We start from the raw sequence: 21,993 nt of genomic DNA, 5'->3' as shown, positions 1-21,993 counted from the left end.
CGGGACGTCGTCCGGCGGCGGTACCGGGATGTCGCCCGACGGCGGCTCCGCCCCGGCCGCCGGAGGCGGCGCGCATCCGTCCGCCCCTGGCGCCGTGGGCGACGCCGCCGCCTTCCTCCGCCGTTTCCACGCCGCGCACCCGGCGGTCACCGCCCGCACCATGGCGCACGGCCGCGCGCCCGACGGCCGGTCCAGTTACGAACTGCTGCGGGACGCGATGGCCGGGCGGCGGCGGGTGCTGGACGTGGGCTGCGGCGACGGCCTGCTGCTGGACATGCTCGCGACCGCCCCCGGCCGACGCGTCGCGGGTCTCGACCTGTCGGCGCCGGAGCTGGCCCTGGCCCGTTGCCGTCCGGGGCTCACGACGGCGGAGCTGCACACCGGGAGCGCCGACCGGCTCCCCTTCCGCGACGGCGCGTTCGACGGTGTCGTCTCGCACATGGCGCTGATGCTGATGGACGGGGTGGAGCGGGTCGCCGCCGAGATCGCCCGGGTCCTCGCACCGGGCGGGAGGCTGGCCGCCGTCATCGGCGGTGGGCCGGCCGGGGGCGGGGCGTACGCGGAGTTCCTGCGGCTGCTGCGACCGGTGCTCGACGCGGCGCCGCCCGAGCGCCGCATCCCCCGCCTCGGCGACCGGCGGCTGCGCGACCGTGAGGGGTTCGACGCTGTCTTCGGGCCCGCCGGGTTCACCCCGGTGGCCTGGGAGCGCGTACCGATCGACCTGACCGCGCCGCCGGAGACGGTGTGGCGGACGGTCGGCGGGCTCTACGACCTCGCCCCGCTGGACGCGGCGACCGTCGCGGAGCTGCGCGCCCGCTTCACCGCCGCCACCGCCCCGACGGCGCTGCCCGACGGCCGCATCCCGTGCGCGATGGCCGTGCACGTGGCGGTGGCCCGGCGCACGGGCTGAGCGGCGGGGCGCGCCCGGTGCCGGGCGCGCCCCGTGTCAGGCGCCGTACGGCCGCGCGGCGCGGCCCTCGCGGAGGGTGAGGGCCCACCAGGTGAGCTGGTGCAGCAGGGTGTCGGCCGCCTTGGTGGCGGGAGCCGGGTCGTGGAGTTCCCCGGTTTCGTCGAAGAGCGACCAGGCCAGCGGGAAGCTGACCGTCTCGCGGACCGTCGTGGCGTGCAACTCCGCGAAGACCAGCCGCAGTTGCTCGACCGCCCGCAGCCCGCCGGAGATCCCCCCGTACGAGACGAAGCCGACGGGCTTGGCGTGCCACTGCGGGTTCAGCAGGTCGATGGCGTGCTTGAGCGGGGCGGGGAAGGAGTGGTTGTACTCCGGGGTGATCACCACGAAGGCGTCGGCGGCCGCGACGCGCCCCGCGAACTCCTCGAACTCCGGTGTTCCGTGGCGCAGTTCGTACGGGCGGACCGCGTCCAGGTCGATGATGTCGACGTCGAGGTGCTCGTGAGCGGCGGCCCGGCGGGCGAACCAACCGCTGATGACCGGCGCGAACCGGCCCTCCCGGGTGGAGGCGACGAGCACGGCGAGGGTGTGCCGGGCGGGAGCGAACGTTTCGGACATGGTTTTTCCTCCGGAGCGGAAGCGGGAGTACGTGGCGCGACGGGGCGGCGCCGCCGTCGGGACCGACGCTAGAACCTCAAGTTGACTTGAGGTCAACCGGCGGGTGGCGCACCCTCCGTCCGCCGCCGACGAGTCCGGTCCGCGACCCCGCGCCGCCCGGTGTCCGCCCTTCCGCCCAGGGCTGCCGAGGAGACGCCGGGGCCCGGCCCGAAGGCCGCTCAGACCCCTGCGCGGCCGGGGGAGGGGACGCCCCGGGCCCTCACTCCCACGTCGCCCGGCACCGGTGTCGCGACGGGCCCGCTCCGAAGGCGCCCGGACACCGCCTGCGAACCACAGCGGGACCGGGCCGCACCCCGGCCCGGTCCCGCTCCGCCCGGGGCCCGTGCCCCGGTGATCCGCCCGCCCGGACGGCATCCGTCCGCTCAGGCGGCTCCGAACAGCTTCAGCAGCTCCGTCTTCTGGAACATCCGGGCCGTGTCGACGGCCGACGGCGTGCCCGCGGCCGGGTCCGCGCCGTGCTCCATCAGCACCTTCACGACCTCGTCCTCACCCTTGAAGACCGCGCCCGCCAGCGGCGTCTGACCGCGGTCGTTGGGGCGGTCGGCGTCGGCGCCGCGCCGCAGCAGCGCCTCGACGGTGGCCGCGTGGCCGTGGTACGCGGCCAGCATGACCAGCGAATCGCCCCGGTCGTTGGTGAGGTTGGCCGGGACCCCGGCGTCCACGTACGCGGCGACGGTGTCGGTGTCCCCGTGGCGCGCGAGGTCGAAGACCTTGGCCGCGAGCTGTAGCACCTCGGGGTCGTGGGCGTGCTCGGTCGCCTCGGGCCCCTGCGGTCCGGTCTGCGCGTCGCTCATGATCGCCGGCCTCCTGCTGTGATCGTCACCAACTGACTGTCGCCGCCACTGTAGGCACCCGCCCGGCCCTTTGTGCAGGCCAACGCCGTACGGCCGGAGAACCCCACGCGAGCGGAACGCCCGTCCGGAAGGCCGGACGGCCGCGGCGCCGGACGGCCGGCCGGGGCCCGGCGGGCGCGCGGACCACGGCGGGCGCCGCTCCCGGCCTCACCGGGCGCCGCTCCCGGCCCCGCCGCACCCCGCCGCTCAGAACGCCGCCCGGACCTCGCCGACCCGGACGCCGCCGCCCGTCAGCGGGACGTCCTCGATCCGCGCCAGCACCGGCGCGTCCACGCCCATCCCGCGCAGCACCCGGGCCAGCACCGGGCCCAGGGTGCGGGTGTTCCCGTCGTCGATCTTGAAGGCGAGGGCCCGGCCGTCGGGCAGCGCCAGCGCCTGCACCGCCTCCGCGCCCATCTTCGACAGCGTGCCGGGCAGCTCCCGCATCAGCCAGGTGTCCGGGCGCCGGGTCCCCGCGACGTACTCGGGGTGCGCCCGCATCGCGTCGGCGACCCGCCGCTCGGGCGTGCCCTCCTCGGCCAGCACGAACGTCCGGAACGCGCGGGCCAGACCGGTCAGCGACAGCGACATCAGCGGCGCGCCGCAGCCGTCCGTGCCGATGTGCGCCACCTCCGTGCCGGATGCCGCGCGCACGCACTCCAGCACCAGCCGCTGGAGCGGGTGGTCCTGGTCGAGGTAGCTCTCCGTGGGCCAGCCGTTGGCGACGCAGGCGGCGAGCATCGCGGTGTGCTTACCGGAGCAGTTCATCGTCAGCGGCGAGCGGACCTGCCCGGACGCCAGGTACAGCTCGGCCTCCTCCGGGTCGAGCGGCAGATCCGGCGGCGTCTGCAACTGCGCCGCGTCGAGCCGGAACTCGTCCAGCATCGTCCGGACCAGATCCAGGTGGAACGCCTCACCGGAGTGGCTGGCCGCCGCCAGCGCGAGCCGTTCGCCGGACAGTTCCAGGCCCGCCCGCAGCAGCGCCGCGGCCTGCATCGGCTTGTTGGCGGACCGGGGGAAGACGGGGGCGTCGGCGTCACCGAGCGCCGTCTCGACGCCGCCGTCCGCGGCCAGCACCACCAGGGAGCCGCGGTGGCGCCCCTCGACGAAACCGGAGCGGACGACCTCGGCGAGGACCGGGGCGTACGGCGCATCCGAAGGGGCGGATATCGGGCGGGACGAAGACATCGGTTAAGCCTTCCGGGAACGGGACCGGTCCTCCCCGGAAGGCTGGTGGCCAGGTCAGGACAGCAGGTCGTCTACTTGTGCTTCCCCTTCACGGTACCTGCGGGTGATTTCGCTGCTGCAATCGTCGGCCATCCGCTGGAGCGACTGCCGCCGCCCGGAGACCTGCTGCTCGTACCGGACGAGCCGGGTCATCGCCTCCGTCAGCTCCCCGTCGGTCCGCGCCCCCAGATCGGAGAGTTCGACCTCGCCGAGCATGTCGTCGGCGAGCCTGCGGTACTCCTCGCCGTGCGGGGTGCCGACCGTGACGTGCCGGGCGGACGAGCGGTGGCGGGAGGGGACGTCCGCCAGGATCTCCGGGAGCCGGTCCAGCAGCGGCGGCAGCGGCGCCGCCCGGCGTGCCAGCTCCGCCCGCAGGATGTCGATCCGGCCCTGGAGCAGCCGCCGCAGATAGCTCAGATCGGCCTCCTCACGCTGCGCGTCGCGTCGCAGCACCCGCAGCTCGGCCAGGGTCGGGGCGGTCAGGTCCGGCTGGTCGACGGGGTGGAAGCGGTCGCGCTGCTGCGGTGGACGGTGCTGCGACCGGCCGGCTTGGAGCATGGGGCCATCCTCGGTGCGGGGGCCGTCGGCCGGGGCCGTCGCCAGGGTCGTCCAACGGGCGGCGGTCGGTGCCGGAGCGGCACTCGGGGTCGTACGGGCGGGTGGTACGGGACCGGGGATCCGCCCGGCGCCGGCAGTGCTCATGAGTGGTTTGTCCCCTCGTCCGGTGCGGCATCCAGGGCATGTTGTCCATGAAACGCACCACGTGCACGCATCGTGCCACTCTGGGCGGTCCGTATGCAGGGCCATGACACCCGAACGGCCCCCGGAGGGGCACGGCTGTCCGAACGCCTCGAAGGCCCCGGCATGATGGCGGGTATGCGAGCAGTGGTGCAGAGAGTGGACGGCGCGTGCGTCGTCGTGGACGGCGAAACGGTCGGCGAGATCGTCGGCGAGGGACTGTGCGTGCTGGTAGGCGTCACGCACGACGACACGGAGGGCAAGGCGGCACAGCTCGCCCGCAAGCTCTGGTCGGTGCGGATCCTCCAGGGCGAGAAGTCCTGCTCGGACACCGGCGCCCCGCTGCTGGTCATCAGCCAGTTCACTCTCTACGGTGACGCGCGCAAGGGCCGCCGCCCCACCTGGAACGCGGCCGCGCCCGGACCCGTCGCCGAACCGCTCGTCGACGAGGTCGTCACCCAGTTGCGGGCCCTCGGCGCCCGGGTGGAGACCGGCCGGTTCGGCGCCGACATGAAGGTGTCGCTCACCAACGACGGACCGTTCACGGTGCTCGTGGAGGTGTGACCGTACGCGGACGGCCGCGGCCCTCCGATGAGGACCGCGGCCGTCGCCGTACGCGGGGGCGCCCTACGGCGCGACCACGACCTCCTGGGCCGCGGCGGTGCCCGCGGCGTCCAGCGGCGCGTCGACGGGGACGTTCCGCTTGATCAGGCCGAGGGCGATCGGGCCCAGCTCGTGGTGGCGGGCCGAGGTGGTGACGAAGCCGATCTGCCGGCCCTCGGGCCCGTCGGCGGCGAGCCGCAACGGCGTGCCGTGCGGCGGCAGATGCACCTCGCTGCCGTCCAGGTGCAGGAAGACCAGGCGGCGCGGCGGCTTCCCCAGATTGTGGACGCGGGCGACGGTCTCCTGGCCGCGGTAGCAGCCCTTCTGGAGGTGAACCGCGCTCTCCAGCCAGCCCAGCTCGTGCGGGATGGTCCGGTGATCGGTCTCCAGGCCCAGGCGCGGGCGGTGCGCCTCGACGCGCAGCGCCTCCAGCGCGAGGACGCCGATCGCCGGGCCGTGCGCCGCGGCGAACGCGTCCAGGGAGCCGCGCGGCAGGAGGAGGTCCCGGCCGTGCGGCGTCTCGCGGACCACCGTGCCCTCGGGCGCCTCGGTGATCGAACCGGCCGGGAGATGCACCACCGCGAGGTCCGCGGTGCGGTCGGCGACCTCGACGCGGTAGAAGAACTTCATGCTCTCCAGATAGGCGATCACCGCCTCCTGGTCGCCCGGCTCGGTGTGCATCCAGGTCGTCTCCCCGTCGTCGACGAGGTAGAGGGCGTGCTCGATGTGGCCGTGCGCGGAGAGGATCAGCGCTTCGGTGGCCCGCCCCGGCGGCAGCTCGCTGACGTGCTGGGTGAGCAGCAGATGCAGCCAGCTCAGCCGCTCCGGCCCGGTGACGGTGACCACGCCGCGGTGCGAGAGGTCCACGAAACCCGAGCCGTCCGCCAGCGCGCGTTGCTCGCGGAAGAGGTCACCGTAGTGCGCGGCGACGCCTTCGTCGGGGGCCTCGGCGGGGACGGCGCCGGGCAGCGACAGCAGGGAACTCTTCATGCCGCCAGCCTACGGCCCGGCCACCGGCCGCCGGGATCGCGGGCGCGGCTGCCAGGCCCCGGGGGACGACGCCCCTACGCCCCGCCGTCCTCCGCCTGCCGGGCGGCCCGCTCCGTGCAGCCGCGGCAGCGGCCGAAGATGGCGAAGTGCTTGAGGTCGGTGGTGAAGCCGAACTGCTCGCGCAGCGTGGCGGCGAACGGCTCGGCCACCGACAGATCCGCCTCGATCACATCCGTGCAGTCCCGGCAGACCAGGTGCATGTGGTGGTGGCGGTCGGCGAGGTGGTACGTGGCCGAGCCGTGTCCGAGGTGGGCGTGGGAGACCAGTCCCAGCTCCTCCAGCAGCTCCAGCGTGCGGTAGACGGTGGAGATGTTCACGCTGCGCGCGGTCTTGCGGACCTCGGTGAGGACCGCGTCCGGCGTCGCGTGCTCCAGTCTGTCGACGGCTTCCAGCACGAGCTGACGCTGGGGCGTCAGCCGGTAGCCGCGTTTGCGGAGGTCGCTCTGCCAGTCGGTGCTCACCACGCCCCCAGTGTAAGGAGCGCCGCCCGGCCGGGCGTCAGTCGTGCGGCCCGGCGGCGAGATAGCGGGCGAGCGCGCGGACCGCCGCCGGGTTGCGGGGCGATTCGACGAGGTCGGCGTAGTCCAGCGTGAAGATCCGCTTGTTCTTCACGGCGGAGACGTTCGCCAGCGGCCCGTAGTGGAGCAGGAAGTCCTTCTTCTGCGCGGCGCTCGGCGCACCGTAGTCGTTGATCACGATGACGTCGGGGTCGCGTTCGACGACGGTCTCCCAGCCGACGGTGGTCCAGGTGTCCTTGAGGTCCTTGGTGAGGTTGACGCCGCCCGCCTTGGTGATGATGTCGTCGGGACCGGCGAAGGCGCCCGCGGTCAGCGGTTTGTCGGTGCCGCTGTCGTAGAGGAAGACGGAGGGCTTCTTCCCGTCCTTCGGGTGCGCGGCGCGGACCGCGGCGATCTGCGCGCGGTACTCCCCGACCAGCTTCGCGGCGCGGTCCTCGACGTGGAAGATCTTCCCGAGGTTGGTCAGATCGGTGTAGAGCGCCTCCAGCGGCGGCATCACCCCGCGGGCGCTGCCGGAGCCGCCGTTGCGGCACGACTCGGTCAGCACGTACGCCCCGATGCCGAGCTTCTTCAGGGAGGCGGGCGTGAGGTCGTTGCCCTCGCCGAAGCCGTAGTTCCAGCCCGCGAGGACGAGATCGGCGCGGGCGTCCAGCGCGATCTCCTTGGTGATCGCCTTCTTCGACAGCCACGGCACCTTGTCGTACGCGTCCCGCCAGGCGACCTTCTCGATGTGGCCCCGGTACGACGGCATGACGTACCCGGCCATCCGGTCCTCAAGACCGAGCGCCAGCATCAGATCGGTGATGCCGACGTCGTTGGTGACGACCCGGGACGGCTTCTTCGCGAACGTCAGGTCGGTACCGCAGTTCTCGACGGTGACCGGGTACCCGGCGGCGTCCTCGCGGTCACCGCCCTTACCGGCGGAGATCTTCGCCCCGCACCCGGTCAGAGCCAGCGCGAGCACGGAGAGCAGAGCGGCGGAACGGCGCAGCATACGGGGCCTCATCTGGGGGCGGGGGAGGGGGCGGCGGACTCCGGACCGTGGTCCGGGGCGTGCGGGGTGCCCGGAGCGTCCGGGGCGGGTGCGTCCGGCGGGGCGGCGTCCGGGCCGGATGAGGGGCCGGACGGCCCGTCCGGCGGCGCGCTCCCCGGGCCGTCCGCCCCGTCCCGCCGCTCCGGCAGCCGGTCGAAGAGCAGCTGTACGGCGCCGGTCTCCGGGTGGCGGACACGGTGGGCGCGGACGCCGAAGACGTCCGCGAGCAGCGCGGCGGTGAGCACCTCGTGCGGGGCGCCGGACGCGACGATCCGGCCGCCGTCGAGGACGTACAGCGCGTCGCAGTGCTGCGCCGCGAGGTTGAGGTCGTGCAGCGCCGCCAGCACCGTCAGCCGGCTGTCGCGGACCAGCGTCAGGACCTCCAGCTGCTGGGCGATGTCGAGATGGTTGGTGGGCTCGTCCAGCACCAGCACCCGCGGCTGCTGGACCAGCGCGCGGGCGATCAGCACCCGTTGCTTCTCGCCGCCGGACAGCCCGGGGAAGCCGCGGTGCGCCAGATGCCCGGCGCCGACCCGGGCCAGCGCCCGCGCGCAGAGTTCCCGGTCGGCGGCGGACGCCCGGCCGGAGCCGCGCTGGTGCGGCAGCCGCCCCATCGCCACGATCTCGGCGACGGTGAAGTCGAAGGTGGCCTGCCCCTCCTGCGGCAGCGCGGCCAGCAGCCGGGCGCCCGCGCGCGCGTCCATGGCGTGCAGATCGGCACCGTCCAGCCGGACCGTGCCGCCCGCCGGGCGCAGCGCCCGGTACACGCACCGCAGCAGGGTGGACTTCCCGCTGCCGTTCGGGCCGACCACCCCGATCAGCTGTCCGGCCGCGGCGCGCAGCGTCACGTCGCGGATCAGCCGCCGCCCGGCGATCTCCACGGCCAGGTCCTCGATGTCGACGCGCATCAGACGCCCCCTCCGAAGCTGTAGCCACCCCGCCGCATCAGCAGCACGAAACCGGGTACGCCGAGCACCGCGGTGATCGCCCCGACGGGCAGTTCGACGGGCGCGATCACCACCCGCGACAGCACATCCGCCCAGACCAGCAGCACCGCGCCGAGCAGCGGCGCCACCGCCGTCACCCGCCGGTGGTCGGCGCCCACCAGCATCCGCGTCACATGCGGCACCAGCAGCCCGACGAAGCCGATCGCCCCGCTGACCGCGACCACCGCCCCGGCCACCGCCGCCACCACCAGGAACAGCTCCCGCCGCAGCCGCCCGGCGTCCACCCCGAGCGCCGCGGCCGTCTCGTCGCCCATCGCCAGCGCGTTCAGCCGGCCCGCGGCCAGCCACAGGTGGAGCACCGCGCAGGCCACCGCACCGGCGGCGAGCGGCACCGACGGCCAGCCCGTCCCGCTCAGACTCCCCAGCAGCCACATCACCGCCGACCGGGCCGCCTCCCCGCGGTCCGCGGAGAACACCATCAGCGTCGTCACGGCGGAGAAGCCGTAGTACATCGCCGTACCGGTCAGCACCAGCCGCAGCGGGGTCAGGCCGTGCGGGGTGCGGGCGGCGGCGTAGACCAGCGCCATGGCGAGCAGCGCGCAGACGAACGCCGAGGTGGACAGCGCCCACACGCCCAGCGCCCCGGCGGCGCCGAAGAGCAGGACGGCGTTGGCGCCGACGGCGGCGCCCGAGGAGATCCCGAGGACGAACGGATCGGCCAGCGCGTTGCGGACCAGCGCCTGCACGGCGACGCCGATGGCGGACAGCCCCGCCCCGACGATCGCGGCCAGCAGCGCCCGGGGGAAGCGCAGTTCCCAGATGACGGTGTAGCCCGCGGCGTCCTCGGCGGGCAGCGTCCCGCCGGTCACCCCGGCGGCCAGGTAGCGCACCACCTGCCCCCAGCCGACCCCGGCCGAGCCGAGGGCCACCCCGCACACCACGGAGCCGAGCAGCACCACGACGAGCGCCGCGACCAGCGGCGGGAGGGGAACGCGGCGCACCGGCGCGGGCGCGTCGTACGCGGCGCGGTCCGCGGTGGCCTGGGAGGGCGTCGGTTCCACGGGTGGTCCGCCTTCGGCTCGGGCCGTCCTACGGGTGAAGGCACGGCCCGCGCGGGCGTCCGCCGCGGGCGTCCCCTCGCAGTCCACGGCGAGTTGTCAGGAGCGTGCGCCGCCGCGGGTGGTCGGACTCGCGGACGCCCCGGACGGGGCGCCGCTCACCGTTGCGGGTCAGTGCCGGACTCTCACCGGACTTCCCCCGCGGGGCGCGTCATACGTATGCGGTTGTCGGTGTACGGGGCACCGGCCCCGTACACCGCCGAGCGGGCTCAGCCCTCGTACGGGGTGCCGTCGGCGTTGAAGAACGAGACGCCGTCCGGGGTGTCGGCGGGCAGGGTCTTCGCCCACTCCTCCAGGTCGACGACCTTCTTCAGGTGCGCCGACATGTACGGCCGCAGCGGCACCTCGGGGGTGGCCTTCTCGCCGACCCACATCAGGTCGCTGTTGACGTAGCCGTAGAGCCGCTTGCCACCGCTGTACGGACCGGCGGCCTCGGTGCGGGCGACGGCGTCGGTGGCCAGGTCGATCTGCGGCTTCTTGTCGGCCAGCTCGCCGTACCAGACCTCGACGACGCCCTGGTCGCGGACCATGACGACCTCGACCTTGCGGTTGTCGTCGATGCGCCAGTAGCCGCTCTCGCTCTCCAGCGGGCGGACCTTCTCGCCCTCGCCGTCGAGCACCCAGCTGTGCGAGGTGTACTCCAGGAAGTCACGGCCGTCGTGGGTGAACGTGACCTGCTGGCCGAAGTTGCACTTCTCGGTGCCGGGGAAGTCGGCGACGCCCGCGCCCTCCCAGTTGCCGAGGAGGAAGGCCAGGGGAACGAGGGCCGGGTTCAGGTCGGACGGGATCTCGATCATCAGCTCAGGCGATCTGTGGGAGGGACAATGCGGTACGTCGGGAGGCGGTCGTCAGCGCTGACCCTGGTAGAGCTTCTTGTAGGTCAGACCGGCGAAGGCGATGACGCCGACGCCGACCAGGACGAGCAGGGTGGTGAAGACTGCCTCAAGCACGGCGTGCTCCTTGGACGGAGTGGGGTGGAACGGACCGTGGACGAGTCTAGTCGGCGCCGTTCGCGTCGGCGCTGTGAGGTTCCCCGCCGGAGGATCAAGGACGGCGGACGGGACGGTGAGGGGCGCCGTCAGCCGCGGGCGGGCGGCGGGGCGTCGGACCAGACGCCGGCGGCGTCGAGGTTGGCGGTGGCGCTGCGGGCGGCGTGTGCCGCATCGCCCGCCCGGAGGGCGTCGAGCAGCTCCTCATGGCCGCGCGGATCCGCACCGTCGAAGCCGGGCTCGTCCCACTGCGCGGCCATCGAGCGGCGCAGCGGCGGGCCGAGCGCGGTGTAGAAGGCGGTGAGCAGGGTGTTGGCGCCGGCGGCGGCGACGCCCTGGTGGAAGGCGAGGTCGGCGCGGATCCAGGCGTCGCGGTCGCCGTCGCGCCAGGCGGCGGCGCGCTCGGCGAGGAGAGTGCCGAGCGCGGTCAGCTCCTCCGGTGTGATCCGGGCGGCGGCCAGCCGGGCGCCCTGGACGTCCAGGGCCTGGCGGACCTCCAGCACCTCGGCCGGCTCGCTGCCGAGCCGCTGGAGCGCTCCGGAGAGTTCGCTGGTGGCGCGGACGTACGTCCCGTCGCCCTGCCGGGCCTGGAGGAGACCGGCGTGGCTGAGGGCGCGGGTCGCCTCGCGCAGGGTGCCGCGGGCGACGCCCAGCTGCTCGATCAGCGCCGCCTCGGTCGGGATGCGGCTGCCGACCGGCCACCGGCCCGAGGTGATCTCGGCGCGCAGCCGCTCGATGACGTCGTCGACCAGGACCGATCGACGGGCGGAGGCGAGAGTCACGGGGGCCTTTCTGTCAGGGGGATACCGGGCAGTCTACCGGCCCCGGCGATAAAGGTTGGACGTTTAAAGGTTGGACGTTTTATGTTTCCGTCCATGCCCGCACCCGAACCCCCGCCTCCGGACGCCCTCCCGCCCGCCCGCCGTACCGCGGGCCACCGCACACCGCCGCCCGGCCCCGCCCCGGTCCGGCCCGCCGCTCCGCGCCCCGGCCCGGACCGCTCCGCCCAGGACCTCACCGCCGGGGACTGCCCCGCGCGGAGCCGCCCCGGCCACGACGGCTCCGTTCACGACGGCTCCGGTCACGACGGCCCTGCTCAGGACCTCCCGGCTCAGGGTCCGTCCGCTCCGGGCCGTCCGGGTGAGCCGGTGGGGAGCGCCCCGCCCGCCGTCCGGTCCCGAGCCGGGCTGCTGACCGCCGCCGGGATCGTGCTGATCGCCGTCAATCTGCGGCCCGCCGTCGCCACCGCCGCCGCGCTGCTGGAACAGCTCCGCGCGGAGCTGGGGTTCGGACCGTTCGTCGCCTCGCTCGTTCCGGCGCTGCCCACGCTCTGCTTCGCGGTGGTGGGCGCGACCGGCGCCGCGCTGGCCCGCCGTGCCGGGACCGAGCGCGCCGTCCTGCTGGCGCTCGCCGCGCTCGGCGCCGGGCTCGCCGTCCGCGCCGTGCCGTCGACGGGCGCGCTGCTGGCCGGCACGGTGCTCTCCGCCGCCGGGCTCGCGCTCTGCAACGTCCTGCTGCCCGCCCTGGTCAAGGCGCACTTCCCCGGCCGGGTCGCGCTGCTGACCGGCGTCTACACCACGGTGATGGCACTCGGCTCCGCCCTCGCCGCCGCCGTCGCGGTCCCCGTCGCCGACCTCGTCGGCGGCCCGTCCCCCGGCCTCGCCGTCTGGGCGCTGCCCGCCCTCCTGGCACTCGCGGTGTGGTCGCTCGCCCCGGGCTCCGTCCGGACGGACCCGGAGCCGGGCCGGGACGGGACGGGGCCGGACCCGGGCGGCGCCGGGGAAGGGTGCCCGCGCGGGGAGGCCGTGGGGCCTGGCCCCGGGCGGGGCGCCGGTACCGCCCCGGAGCGCGCCGCCGTGTCGGCGTGGGCGGCCGGACGTACCCGGTTCGGCCTGCTGGTGACGGCGTTCTTCGCGCTCCAGTCGCTGGCGAGCTACGCGGTGATCGGCTGGCTGCCGACCGTACTGACCGATCACGGCGTGCCCGCCGACCGGGCCGGTTCCCTGCTGGGGGTGGCGCTGCTGGTCGGGGTGCCCGCGGCGTTCGTCCTGCTGCCGCTCACCCGGACCCCGGCGCGGCTGCGGCTCGCCTTCTGCCTCGTCGGCGCCGCGCTGAGCGCCGGCTACCTCGGCCTGCTGTACGCGCCGTCGGCGGCGCCGCCGCTCTGGGCCGTCCTGACCGGCCTGGGGCTCTGCGCCTTCCCGCTGGTCCTGGCGCTCATCGGGACGAGCGGACGGAGCGCCCAGGAGACCGCGGCGCTCTCGTCCTTCGCGCAGAGCACCGGCTATCTGCTCGCCTCGGCCGGGCCGTTCGGCGTCGGTCTGCTGCGCTCCGCCACGGGCGGCTGGAGCGTCCCGCTCACCCTGCTGCTCGCCCTGGGCGTCCTGCAACTGCTCGTCGGACTGGCCCTGACGTCACGGCGTACGGCCCGCGGCTGACCCGGGCCGCACCCGGGACACGTACCGGAACGGTGCGAGCGACGGGCGCGGCGGTGCCGTCCGGGTACGGGGCGGGCGGCGTTCAGTGCGAGTGGTGGTCGTCGCGGTCGTCCAGCTCGCGCCACCAGCGGTCCGACTCCGGGTCGCCGGACTCGTCCCACCAGCGTTCGTCGGGGCCCCGGCGGTTGGCGACGATCGCCGCTACCGGCGGGATGACCATCGCGACCACGCACATCGCCACCGCGGCCGTCACCGACCACATCCGCACCACGCTCCAGGCCAGCACGAAAAGGGTGAGGCAGATCCCCATCATCACGAAGTACCAGCGATGACGACGGCGGGGTGGCAGCCAACGAGGCATACCTCCACGGTAAATCCGCGCCCCGCCGGAAAGAAGCCCCGATGGCCCGCCCGCGGCGCCTCCCGCCGGGCCGTACCCCCGACACCACGAAGGGCCGCGCCCCCGCATGGCGTCCAACCCCGGGGTGCGGCCCTTCGGCCGGTGGGTGCGCGGCCGTCGCCGCGCACCCACCGCGTGCGCTCGTCAGACGGCGATGGCGACCTCCGACAGACCGCCCTGCTGTGCGACCACGGTGCGGTCGGCGGTGGCACCGGGGACGAGGGCGCGCACCGTCCAGGTGCCCTCGGCCGCGTAGAAGCGGAACTGTCCGGTCGCGGAGGTGGGGACCTCGGCGGTGAACTCGCCGGTGCTGTCCAGCAGCCGGACGTAGCCGGTGACGGGCTCGCCGTCGCGGGTCACGCTGCCCTGGATCGTGGTCTCACCGGGCTTGATGGTCGACGCGTCGGGGCCGCCGGCCTGTGCTCCACACATGGGGATTCCTTGAGGGTCGAGAGGTGGGGCGGACTTACTTGTTGGCGCCGAGCTCGATCGGCACGCCGACTAGCGAGCCGTACTCGGTCCAGGAACCGTCGTAGTTCTTGACGTTCTCCTGGCCCAGCAGCTCGTGCAGCACGAACCAGGTCAGGGCGGAGCGCTCACCGATACGGCAGTAGGCGACGGTGTCCTTGGACAGGTCGACCTGCTCGGCCTCGTAGAGCGCCTTCAGCTCGTCGTCCGACTTGAAGGTGCCGTCGTCGTTGGCGTTCTTCGACCACGGGATGTTGCGGGCGCTCGGCACGTGGCCGGGGCGCTGCGACTGCTCCTGCGGGAGGTGCGCCGGGGCGAGCAGCTTGCCGCTGAACTCGTCGGGGGAGCGCACGTCGACGAGGTTCTTGGTGCCGATCGCGGCGACCACGTCGTCGCGGAAGGCGCGGATGGAGGTGTCCTGCGCCTTGGCCTTGTACTCGGTGGCCGGGCGGCTGGGGACCTCGGAGCCGTCGACCAGGTCGCGGGAGTCCAGCTCCCACTTCTTGCGGCCGCCGTCGAGCAGCTTCACGCTGTCGTGGCCGTAGAGCTTGAAGTACCAGTAGGCGTACGAGGCGAACCAGTTGTTGTTGCCGCCGTAGAGGACGACGGTGTCGTCGTTGGCGATGCCCTTGGCGGAGAGCAGCTTCTCGAAGCCCTCCTGGTCCACGAAGTCGCGGCGGACCGGGTCCTGGAGGTCCTTCTGCCAGTCGATCCGGACGGCGTTCTTGATGTGGTTCTTGTCGTACGCGGCGGTGTCCTCGTCGACCTCGACGAGGACGACCTTCGGGTCGTCGAGGTGGGCCTCGACCCAGTCGGCGTCCACCAGAACGTCGGTGCGGCTCATGTTCTTCTCCTCCGGGGCAGTTGCGGGGGTGTGCTTGCGGACGGGCACGCGGATACGCCGGGATGCGCGGCGGCGTCAGGGCGGCGCGCGGCGCGGCGTGGCACAACGGGAACGGCGATCAGACGGAGCGGCCGGGGGGCGGTCCGGCCGGTGACGGGAGCGGGCCCGTCAGACAGGGCGACAGAGCATGGTGGCGACGCGGCACAGGTCGACTGCCCGCCGCTTCGTGAGGTTCGCCTGTCCCCGGGAACGGAGACCGCTCGATGCGCTCTGCATGCCGTCGATCGTAGGGACGGAAACCCGGGCCTGTCACCGGTGTGTCACATGGCGAGATGTGATTGTCCAAGGAGTGAAACGAAAGCCGCCGCCCGGCGCCCCCTCGCGGGGGCCGGGCGGCGGTGGGGTGGTGGGGGGTCTGTCGTACGGGATGGGCCGTCTCAACGGCTGGACGGTGGGGGTCCGGGCCGGGCGGCGGGACGGTCAGCCGGGGAGCTTGACGTCCGTACCGGTCGCGGAGATCGCCACGCCGTCGGGACCGGCGGTCACCTTGTCCAGCTTGAGGTTGGCCGGCAGCTGGTCCAGCTTCCACTCGTGGTCGGTCTGCTCGCGGACCTTGTCGGCGCAGCCGGGGAGGAGCCGGCACATGGTCGGGATGGAGTCGGCGCGCAGCCGCAGGGTGTCGCCGTGCGCGGTGACCGAGCCGGTCACCTCCAGGGAGCTGAGCAGCGGGATGGCCGGCGAGATCTTCACCTGGCCCTGGCCGTCCTTCGTCCCGCCGTACGTGACCTGCACGTTCGCGCCGGACGCCTTGGTCAGGTCCGCGTAGGAGAGGGTGGCGGTGGCGGTGGCCGACGCGGCGTTCTCGATCGAGCTGTAGTCGTCGGAGAGCTTGACGTCGTGGAAGACCGCCTTCAGCTTGTCGACGCGGAGCGTGTGGCCGTCGGCGTTGGCCTTCACCCCGCCCAACTCGGCGTCGACCTCGTCGAGGCTGCGCCCGGCGACCTGGGTCAGGAACGGGAAGCCCTTGATCGAGACCTCCGGGGTCGCCGCCAGCCCCTGACTGTCGCGGATCTTCTCCGCCGCCTTGTCCTCGGCGAGATTGACCGCGACCCGGTCGGCGGCGACGAACAACCCGCCGACCACCACGACCAGCACCAGCAGCACCTTCAGTGCGCGCATCGAACCCTTCCCCCACACCCGGCCGGTCCGCCCGGCCACTCGCTTCGTCTCCGTACGCCACGGGCCCCCTGCCCGCGCACCGGCGAGCCTAGACGACCGGCGGCGGGGACCGGAGGGGACGACCGGCCGGGACGGCGGCGGGCGGCGGCAGGCCCCGGAACGCAGACGGCCGCCGGCGGGCGCGCGGGGCGCCCGGCGGCGGCCGGTGCGGGAGACGGGCGGGTCAGCTCAGGACCGGGCCCAGCAGATGGACGGCCGGGGCGGCCAGCGCCAGCGGCAGGGCAACACCCGCGGTGAGGTGGACGAAGCGCGAGGGGTAGTCGTAGCTCGCCACCCGCAGGCCGATCAGCGCACAGCACCCGGCGGCCAGGCCCAGCACGGCGCCCATGACGCCGAAGCTGTTGAGCTGCCCCGCGGCCGAGCCCGCCCCGGCGGCGGCGAGCAGCGCGAGGACCGCGGTGACCGGGCCCGGCAGCGGCAGCGCGCGCACCAGGGCGGCCAGGGCGACGCCGGCGGCGCCCACCACCACGGCGTCCGGGAGCGCGGAGAGCTGCCCGGCGGCGAGCACCGCGAGCGCCGTGGAGGTCAGCCCCGCGGTCAGCGCGTACATCCGCTCATCGGCGCCGGAGCGGTTGCGCAGCTGGAGGACGAGGACGAACAGGCACCACACGCCGAGCGTGCCGAGGCCCACCAGCGGCGCGTCCTCGCGGTCCGTCGCCAGCAGCGCCACATCCGTCACCGCACCGCCCAGGAACGCCAGCGCGATGCCCTGCCGCGCCGGCCACATCCCGTTCAGCCGGAACCACCCGGCCGCGGTGACCGCCTGCAACAGCACCACCGGCACACACCGCACCGCCTCCGGCAGCGGCGCGGTCACCGCCAGCAGCAGCGCGAGCACGGTGGTCAGCGCGGCCGGCTGGATCCCCGGCGGAATGATCGGCGACCGCCCCTCCGCCCGTGCCCGCTGGTTGGGCGCGAGCCGGGAGAGGTCCTGCGGCGCGTCCTGGCCCGGGGCGCTTCCGGGGGAGCCGTGGCGGGAGTCCGCCCCGGGGTCCGGCGCCGCGCCCGGCCCCGTGCCCCCCGCCGGGTGCGGCCGGGCGGCGCCGTGCGGGACCGCGCCGCCGTCGCCGGGAGCGGGGACGGCGCCGGGCGGGGCGTACGCCTGCGGCACCTGCTCGTACGGGGCGCCCGCCTGCGGAACGGCCCGGCGTTGCCCGTACGGGGCCTGCCCGTGGCCGGGCTGCGCCTGCGCCACCTGCTCGTACGGGGCGGCGGCCGGGGCCTGCCCGTACGCGGGGGAGGCCGGGGCCTGCCCGTACGAAGGGGCCGGGGCACGGCCGTACGAGGGAGAAGCCGGGGCCTGCCCGTAGGGGGCGGCCGGGCCGTCCGGACCCGGACCGTGCGGGGCCCGGTCGTACGGTGCCGGGCCGCCGTACTCCTGGCCGTAGGGGGCCCGGCCATCAGGCGTCCGGCCCTGGGGGAGCTGCCCGGCGTGCCCCTGGTCGTACGAGTGACCGTGCGGGGCCTGTTCGTACGCCTGCGGGGCCTGTTCGTACCCGTGCGGGACCTGCTCGTACGCCTGGGAGGGCGGGGCGGAGGGGGTGTACGGGCCCGGGGGCGGGGTCTGGCCGGGGTGCGGGCCGGGGGAGCCGTAGGGCCGCTGCGGGGAGTCGTTCATGATCGCTTTCTCAGCCTCCGGCGAAGGGCGGCAGGACCTCGACGGTGCCGCCCTGGGTGAGCGGGACGTCCGCGTGGTCGCGGGTGCCGACCGGGGCGCCGTCCACCAGGAACGAGCTGCGCAGGAGGACGCGGGCGAACTCCGGGCGGGCGGCGTGTGCGGTGCGCGCCGCGGCCAGCGCTTCGGCGAGCGTCTCCGCCGCGTAGGGCTCCTCGGCCGTGCCCGCGGCGGCCTTGGCGGCTGCCCAGTAGCGCACGGTGCCAGTTGTTGTCACGGCGGCCTCTTCGTCGTGGGTGTCGGGGTGCCGGGTGGGTGGTCCCGTCGCGGCGCCGTGGGTGTGCCCGCCCGCGGGCCGCGCCGTCCATGATGGCGTACCGCGGTGCGGGCCCGTCGCGGCCGGGGCCGGTGCGGGGGCCGGGCGGCGCGCCCGGCACGCGGGTGGCGGAGGGCGCGCGCACCGGCGCGGGGGCGGGCCCGGCGGCGCGGAACCGCGCGGACCGGCACGGGCCCGTGCCACCTGGCGCCACCCGGGAAGACCGCCCGCCGGTCGGAAACCCGTTGCTACGGGCAAGTGTTCGCATAAGGTCGTACGGTGTTGGTCCGACTCGCGTGGGCGCATCTGCGGCCCCACAGGCGCGCGATAGCGCTGATCGTCCTCCTCCAGCTCGTCCAGACGCTGGCCACCATCTCCCTGCCCACCCTCAACGCCGACATCATCGACAAGGGCGTCGTCCTCGGGGACACGGGCCACATCCTGCGCCTGGGCGGCTACATGCTCGCCATCGCGCTGCTCCAGGTCGGCTGCGCGACCGGCGCTGTCTACTTCGGCGCCCGTACGGCGATGCGGCTGGGCCGGGACATCCGGGCGGCGGTCTTCGACCGGGTCCAGACGTTCTCCGCCCGGGAGGTCGCCGCCTTCGGCGCTCCCTCGCTGATCACCCGGACCACCAACGACGTCCAGCAGGTCCAGATGCTGGTCCTGATGACGTTCACGATGATGGTGGCCGCGCCGATCATGTGCGTCGGCGGCGTGATCATGGCGCTCAACCAGGACGTGCCGCTCTCCGGCCTCCTCCTGGTGATCGTCGTGGTCCTCGGGGTGATCGTCTCCCTCATCGTGCGCCGCCTGCGGCCGCTGTTCCGCGGCGTCCAGGAGCGCATCGACACCGTCAACCGCGTACTGCGCGAGCAGATCACCGGCATCCGCGTCATCCGCGCCTTCGTCCGCGACCGCCACGAACGGCGCCGGTTCGCCGTCGCCAACACCGACCTCTACGACGTGTCGCTGCGCTCCGGCAAGCTGATGTCGACGATGTTCCCGCTGGTCATGCTGGTCGTGAACCTCTCCAGCGTCGCCGTCGTCTGGTTCGGCGGGCTGCGCATCGACTCCGGCGCGATGCAGATCGGCTCGCTCACCGCCTTCCTCAGCTACCTCATGTACATCCTCATGTCCGTGATGATGGCGACGTTCATGACGATGATGCTGCCGCGCGCCGAGGTCTGCGCCGAGCGCATCCAGGAGGTGCTGGACACCGACAGCAGCGTCACCCCGCCCGCGCACCCCGTCACCGCCCTCAGCCGCCCCGGCGAGCTGGAGCTGCGCGGGGTGGAGTTCCGCTTCCCCGGCGCCGAGGAGCCCGTCCTCAAGGACGTCTCGCTGCTCGCCCGGCCCGGTGAGACCACCGCCGTCATCGGCTCCACCGGCAGCGGTAAGTCCACCCTGATCGGCCTGGTGCCCCGCCTCTTCGACGCGACCGGCGGCACCGTCCTGGTCGGCGGCGAGGACGTCCGCACCCTCGACGAGGCGACGCTCGCCCGCACCGTCGGACTCGTCCCGCAGAAGCCGTACCTCTTCTCCGGCACCGTCGCCTCCAACCTCCGCCACGGCGACCCGGACGCCACCGACGACGACCTCTGGCGGGCGCTGGAGACCGCGCAGGCCAAGGAGTTCGTCGCGGCGATGGAGGGCGGACTCCAGGCGCCGATCGCCCAGGGCGGCTCCAACGTCTCCGGCGGCCAGCGCCAGCGCCTGGCCATCGCCCGCGCCCTGGTCGGCAAGCCGGACCTCTACCTCTTCGACGACTCCTTCTCCGCCCTCGACTACGCCACCGACGCCGCCCTGCGCGCCGCGCTGGCCCGGGAGACCGGCGGCGCGAGCGTCGTCATCGTGGCGCAGCGCGTCGCCACCATCCGCGGCGCCGACCGCATCGTCGTGCTCGACGAGGGCCGCGTCGTCGGCACCGGCACCCACGCCGAGCTGATGGCCGGCAACGCAACGTACCGGGAGATCGTGCTCTCCCAGCTCACCGAGCAGGAGGCGGCGTGACCACCGCGGACAGGGAAGCGGGCGTCCGCGACGAGGACGCCGAGAGCGCGGAGGAGCTGCGCCGCACGGCGCGCCCCGCCGCCGGTCCGGCGCGCGCGATGGGCGGCCCGCCGCTGGTGAAGTCGATGGACTTCACCGGCTCCGGCAAGCGGCTGCTGGCCCAACTGCGGCCGCAGCGCGCCGCGCTCACCGGCGCGCTGGCGCTGACCGTCGTATCGGTGGCGCTGACCATCACCGGCCCACGCGTCCTCGGGCACGCCACCGACCTGCTCCTCGCCGGGCTGGTCGGCCGCGATCTGCCGTCCGGCGTCAGCAAGGCGCAGGCCGCCGAGCAGCTGCGCGCCCACGGGCAGGACGGCCTCGCCGACCTCGTCGGCACCCTGCCGCTCGTCCCCGGCCACGGCATCGACTTCCCCGCCGTCGGCACCGTCCTGCTCTACGCCACACTGATCTACGCGGTGGCGGCGCTCTGCGGCTTCGTCCAGGCGCGGCTGGTCACGACCGCCGTGCAGGGCACCGTCTTCCGGATGCGGGAGCAGGTCGAGGAGAAGCTGGCGCGGCTGCCGCTGAGCTACTTCGACAAACAGCAGCGCGGTGAGGTGCTCTCCCGCGCCACCAACGACATCGACAACATCCAGCAGACGCTCCAGCAGAGCCTGAGCCAGATCGTCACCTCGCTGCTGACCGTCCTCGGTGTCCTGGCGATGATGTTCTGGATCAATCCGCTGCTGGCGGTGGTCGCGCTGGTCACGGTGCCGCTGTCGGTGATCGTCGCCACCCGGGTCGGCAAGCGGGCGCAGCCGCAGTTCGTCAAGCAGTGGTCGTCCACCGGCAAGCTCAACGGCCACGTCGAGGAGATGTACACCGGCCACTCCCTGGTCAAGGTCTTCGGCCGCCAGCAGGAGTCCGCCGACCGCTTCCGCGAGCAGAACGACGCGCTGTACGAGGCGAGCTTCCGGGCGCAGGCCATCTCCGGTCTCATCCAGCCCGCGATGACCTTCGTCGGCAACCTCAACTACGTGCTGATCGCCGTCGTCGGCGGACTGCGGGTCGCCGCCGGCGCGCTCTCCGTCGGTGACGTCCAGGCGTTCGTCCAGTACTCCCGCCAGTTCAGCCAGCCGCTCGCGCAGTTCGCGGCGCTGGCCAACCTCGTCCAGTCCGGCGTCGCCTCCGCCGAGCGGGTCTTCGAACTCCTCGACGCCGAGGAGCAGACGCCCGACCCCGAGGACGCCCCCGCCCCGCCGCGCACCGCCGGACGCGTCGCCTTCGAGAACGTCTCGTTCCGCTACGACGAGGACACACCGCTGATCGAAGGCTTGTCCCTCACCGTCGAGCCTGGCCAGACCGTCGCCATCGTCGGCCCCACCGGCGCGGGCAAGACCACCCTCGTCAACCTCCTCATGCGGTTCTACGAGACCCGCTCCGGCCGGATCACCCTCGACGGCACCGACATCGCCGCCCTCGGCCGCGAGGAGCTGCGCTCCCGGATCGGCATGGTTCTCCAGGACACCTGGCTCTTCGGCGGCACCATCGCCGAGAACATCGCCTACGGCGCCCCCGACGGCACCCCGCACGAGAAGATCGTCGAAGCGGCCCGCGCCACCCACGTCGACCGCTTCGTGCGCATCCTGCCCGACGGCTACGACAGCGTCGTCGACGACGAGGGCGGCAGCGTCTCCGTCGGCGAGAAGCAGCTGATCACCATCGCCCGCGCGTTCCTCGCCGAGCCCGCGATCCTCGTCCTCGACGAGGCCACCAGCTCCGTCGACACCCGCACCGAGGTCCTGATCCAGCAGGCCATGGCCCGGCTGCGCACCGGCCGCACCAGCTTCGTCATCGCCCACCGCCTCTCCACCATCCGCGACGCGGACCTGATCCTCGTCATGGAGTCCGGCGCCATCGTCGAACAGGGCGACCACGCCACCCTCCTCGCCGCCGACGGCGCCTACGCCCGCCTCTACGCCGCCCAGTTCGCCGAAGCGGTCACCGAAACGGAGTAACGCCCCGGCCGCCGCCGCC

23 protein-coding genes are annotated in these 21,993 nt (G+C 74.1%); 5 read left to right on the top strand and 18 right to left on the bottom strand.

Annotated elements, in window-relative coordinates:
• The first annotated feature begins 28 nt into the window (after positions 1-28).
• Entirely contained in the window at positions 29-910 is an 882-nt protein-coding gene (locus ACZ4M8_RS10340) for a class I SAM-dependent methyltransferase (RefSeq protein ID WP_467605189.1), read from the top strand.
• A gap of 36 nt (positions 911-946) precedes the next feature.
• Here ACZ4M8_RS10340 and ACZ4M8_RS10335 read toward each other — a convergent pair whose 3' ends face one another.
• The 4 genes from ACZ4M8_RS10335 to ACZ4M8_RS10320 form a co-directional block, all read right to left on the bottom strand.
• A complete protein-coding gene (locus ACZ4M8_RS10335; protein WP_467605186.1) occupies positions 947-1,525 on the bottom strand; it encodes an NADPH-dependent FMN reductase in 579 nt (192 codons plus the stop codon).
• A gap of 422 nt (positions 1,526-1,947) precedes the next feature.
• Positions 1,948-2,379 carry an ankyrin repeat domain-containing protein gene (locus ACZ4M8_RS10330; protein ID WP_467605183.1) on the bottom strand — a complete coding sequence of 144 codons (432 nt, stop codon included), beginning with the start codon at positions 2,377-2,379 and terminating at the stop codon, positions 1,948-1,950.
• A 246-nt stretch (positions 2,380-2,625) separates the two neighbouring features.
• Positions 2,626-3,606, bottom strand: a complete 981-nt coding sequence (locus ACZ4M8_RS10325; RefSeq protein ID WP_467605181.1) for an asparaginase — start codon at positions 3,604-3,606, stop codon at positions 2,626-2,628.
• A 54-nt stretch (positions 3,607-3,660) separates the two neighbouring features.
• Positions 3,661-4,347 carry an RsiG family protein gene (locus ACZ4M8_RS10320; protein WP_467605178.1) on the bottom strand — a complete coding sequence of 229 codons (687 nt, stop codon included), beginning with the start codon at positions 4,345-4,347 and terminating at the stop codon, positions 3,661-3,663.
• A 174-nt stretch (positions 4,348-4,521) separates the two neighbouring features.
• Between ACZ4M8_RS10320 and dtd the strand changes: the two genes are divergently transcribed.
• Positions 4,522-4,947, top strand: coding sequence for a D-aminoacyl-tRNA deacylase (gene dtd, locus ACZ4M8_RS10315; RefSeq protein ID WP_467605177.1), 426 nt, complete (start codon positions 4,522-4,524; stop codon positions 4,945-4,947).
• Between the two features lie 63 nt (positions 4,948-5,010).
• Here dtd and ygfZ read toward each other — a convergent pair whose 3' ends face one another.
• The 7 genes from ygfZ to ACZ4M8_RS10280 all read right to left on the bottom strand — a co-directional run bounded on the left by ygfZ (position 5,011) and on the right by ACZ4M8_RS10280 (position 11,423).
• Entirely contained in the window at positions 5,011-5,976 is a 966-nt protein-coding gene (ygfZ, locus tag ACZ4M8_RS10310; protein ID WP_467605174.1) for a CAF17-like 4Fe-4S cluster assembly/insertion protein YgfZ, read from the bottom strand.
• Positions 5,977-6,050: 74 nt separating this feature from the next.
• A complete protein-coding gene (locus ACZ4M8_RS10305) occupies positions 6,051-6,500 on the bottom strand; it encodes a Fur family transcriptional regulator (RefSeq protein WP_467605172.1) in 450 nt (149 codons plus the stop codon).
• A 34-nt stretch (positions 6,501-6,534) separates the two neighbouring features.
• A complete protein-coding gene (locus ACZ4M8_RS10300; RefSeq protein WP_467605171.1) occupies positions 6,535-7,548 on the bottom strand; it encodes an ABC transporter substrate-binding protein in 1,014 nt (337 codons plus the stop codon).
• A gap of 8 nt (positions 7,549-7,556) precedes the next feature.
• Positions 7,557-8,495: an ABC transporter ATP-binding protein gene (locus tag ACZ4M8_RS10295; protein ID WP_467605169.1), complete on the bottom strand. Its 939-nt coding sequence runs from the start codon at positions 8,493-8,495 to the stop codon at positions 7,557-7,559.
• The gene (locus ACZ4M8_RS10290) at positions 8,495-9,595 is read right to left on the bottom strand and encodes a FecCD family ABC transporter permease (protein WP_467605168.1); all 1,101 of its coding nucleotides are present in this window, start codon (positions 9,593-9,595) and stop codon (positions 8,495-8,497) included. The genes ACZ4M8_RS10295 and ACZ4M8_RS10290 overlap by 1 nt, the downstream gene beginning before the upstream one ends.
• 266 nt (positions 9,596-9,861) lie before the next feature.
• Positions 9,862-10,449 carry a heme-binding beta-barrel domain-containing protein gene (locus ACZ4M8_RS10285; RefSeq protein ID WP_467605166.1) on the bottom strand — a complete coding sequence of 196 codons (588 nt, stop codon included), beginning with the start codon at positions 10,447-10,449 and terminating at the stop codon, positions 9,862-9,864.
• Positions 10,450-10,730: 281 nt separating this feature from the next.
• Complete coding sequence (locus tag ACZ4M8_RS10280; protein WP_467605164.1) at positions 10,731-11,423, bottom strand: FadR/GntR family transcriptional regulator; 693 nt, start codon at positions 11,421-11,423, stop codon at positions 10,731-10,733.
• 93 nt (positions 11,424-11,516) lie between these two features.
• On the opposite strand from ACZ4M8_RS10280, the gene ACZ4M8_RS10275 reads away from it, so the two are divergent.
• Positions 11,517-13,079, top strand: a complete 1,563-nt coding sequence (locus ACZ4M8_RS10275) for an MFS transporter (RefSeq protein WP_467605161.1) — start codon at positions 11,517-11,519, stop codon at positions 13,077-13,079.
• Between the two features lie 82 nt (positions 13,080-13,161).
• Here ACZ4M8_RS10275 and ACZ4M8_RS10270 read toward each other — a convergent pair whose 3' ends face one another.
• From ACZ4M8_RS10270 to ACZ4M8_RS10240, 7 genes are all read right to left on the bottom strand, one after another.
• The gene (locus ACZ4M8_RS10270; RefSeq protein WP_467605380.1) at positions 13,162-13,389 is read right to left on the bottom strand and encodes a hypothetical protein; all 228 of its coding nucleotides are present in this window, start codon (positions 13,387-13,389) and stop codon (positions 13,162-13,164) included.
• 234 nt (positions 13,390-13,623) lie between these two features.
• Complete coding sequence (locus tag ACZ4M8_RS10265; protein ID WP_467605158.1) at positions 13,624-13,911, bottom strand: DUF1416 domain-containing protein; 288 nt, start codon at positions 13,909-13,911, stop codon at positions 13,624-13,626.
• A 34-nt stretch (positions 13,912-13,945) separates the two neighbouring features.
• The gene (locus ACZ4M8_RS10260) at positions 13,946-14,791 is read right to left on the bottom strand and encodes a sulfurtransferase (RefSeq protein WP_467605156.1); all 846 of its coding nucleotides are present in this window, start codon (positions 14,789-14,791) and stop codon (positions 13,946-13,948) included.
• A gap of 168 nt (positions 14,792-14,959) precedes the next feature.
• Entirely contained in the window at positions 14,960-15,067 is a 108-nt protein-coding gene (locus ACZ4M8_RS10255) for an Ms5788A family Cys-rich leader peptide (protein ID WP_467605154.1), read from the bottom strand.
• Between the two features lie 204 nt (positions 15,068-15,271).
• A complete protein-coding gene (locus tag ACZ4M8_RS10250) occupies positions 15,272-15,970 on the bottom strand; it encodes an LmeA family phospholipid-binding protein (protein WP_467605152.1) in 699 nt (232 codons plus the stop codon).
• 223 nt (positions 15,971-16,193) lie between these two features.
• Positions 16,194-17,648, bottom strand: coding sequence for a hypothetical protein (locus tag ACZ4M8_RS10245; protein ID WP_467605149.1), 1,455 nt, complete (start codon positions 17,646-17,648; stop codon positions 16,194-16,196).
• Between the two features lie 10 nt (positions 17,649-17,658).
• A complete protein-coding gene (locus ACZ4M8_RS10240; RefSeq protein WP_467605378.1) occupies positions 17,659-17,904 on the bottom strand; it encodes a MoaD/ThiS family protein in 246 nt (81 codons plus the stop codon).
• A gap of 336 nt (positions 17,905-18,240) precedes the next feature.
• Between ACZ4M8_RS10240 and ACZ4M8_RS10235 the strand changes: the two genes are divergently transcribed.
• Together ACZ4M8_RS10235 and ACZ4M8_RS10230 are read left to right on the top strand one after the other, a co-directional pair.
• Positions 18,241-19,974: an ABC transporter ATP-binding protein gene (locus tag ACZ4M8_RS10235; RefSeq protein WP_467605147.1), complete on the top strand. Its 1,734-nt coding sequence runs from the start codon at positions 18,241-18,243 to the stop codon at positions 19,972-19,974.
• 98 nt (positions 19,975-20,072) lie between these two features.
• The gene (locus ACZ4M8_RS10230; RefSeq protein WP_467605376.1) at positions 20,073-21,974 is read left to right on the top strand and encodes an ABC transporter ATP-binding protein; all 1,902 of its coding nucleotides are present in this window, start codon (positions 20,073-20,075) and stop codon (positions 21,972-21,974) included.
• Positions 21,975-21,993 lie beyond the last annotated feature (19 nt).

The sequence above is a fragment of the Streptomyces sp. NPDC027185 genome, from assembly GCF_055567035.1.
This window is presented reverse-complemented; position numbering and strand designations above follow the sequence as displayed.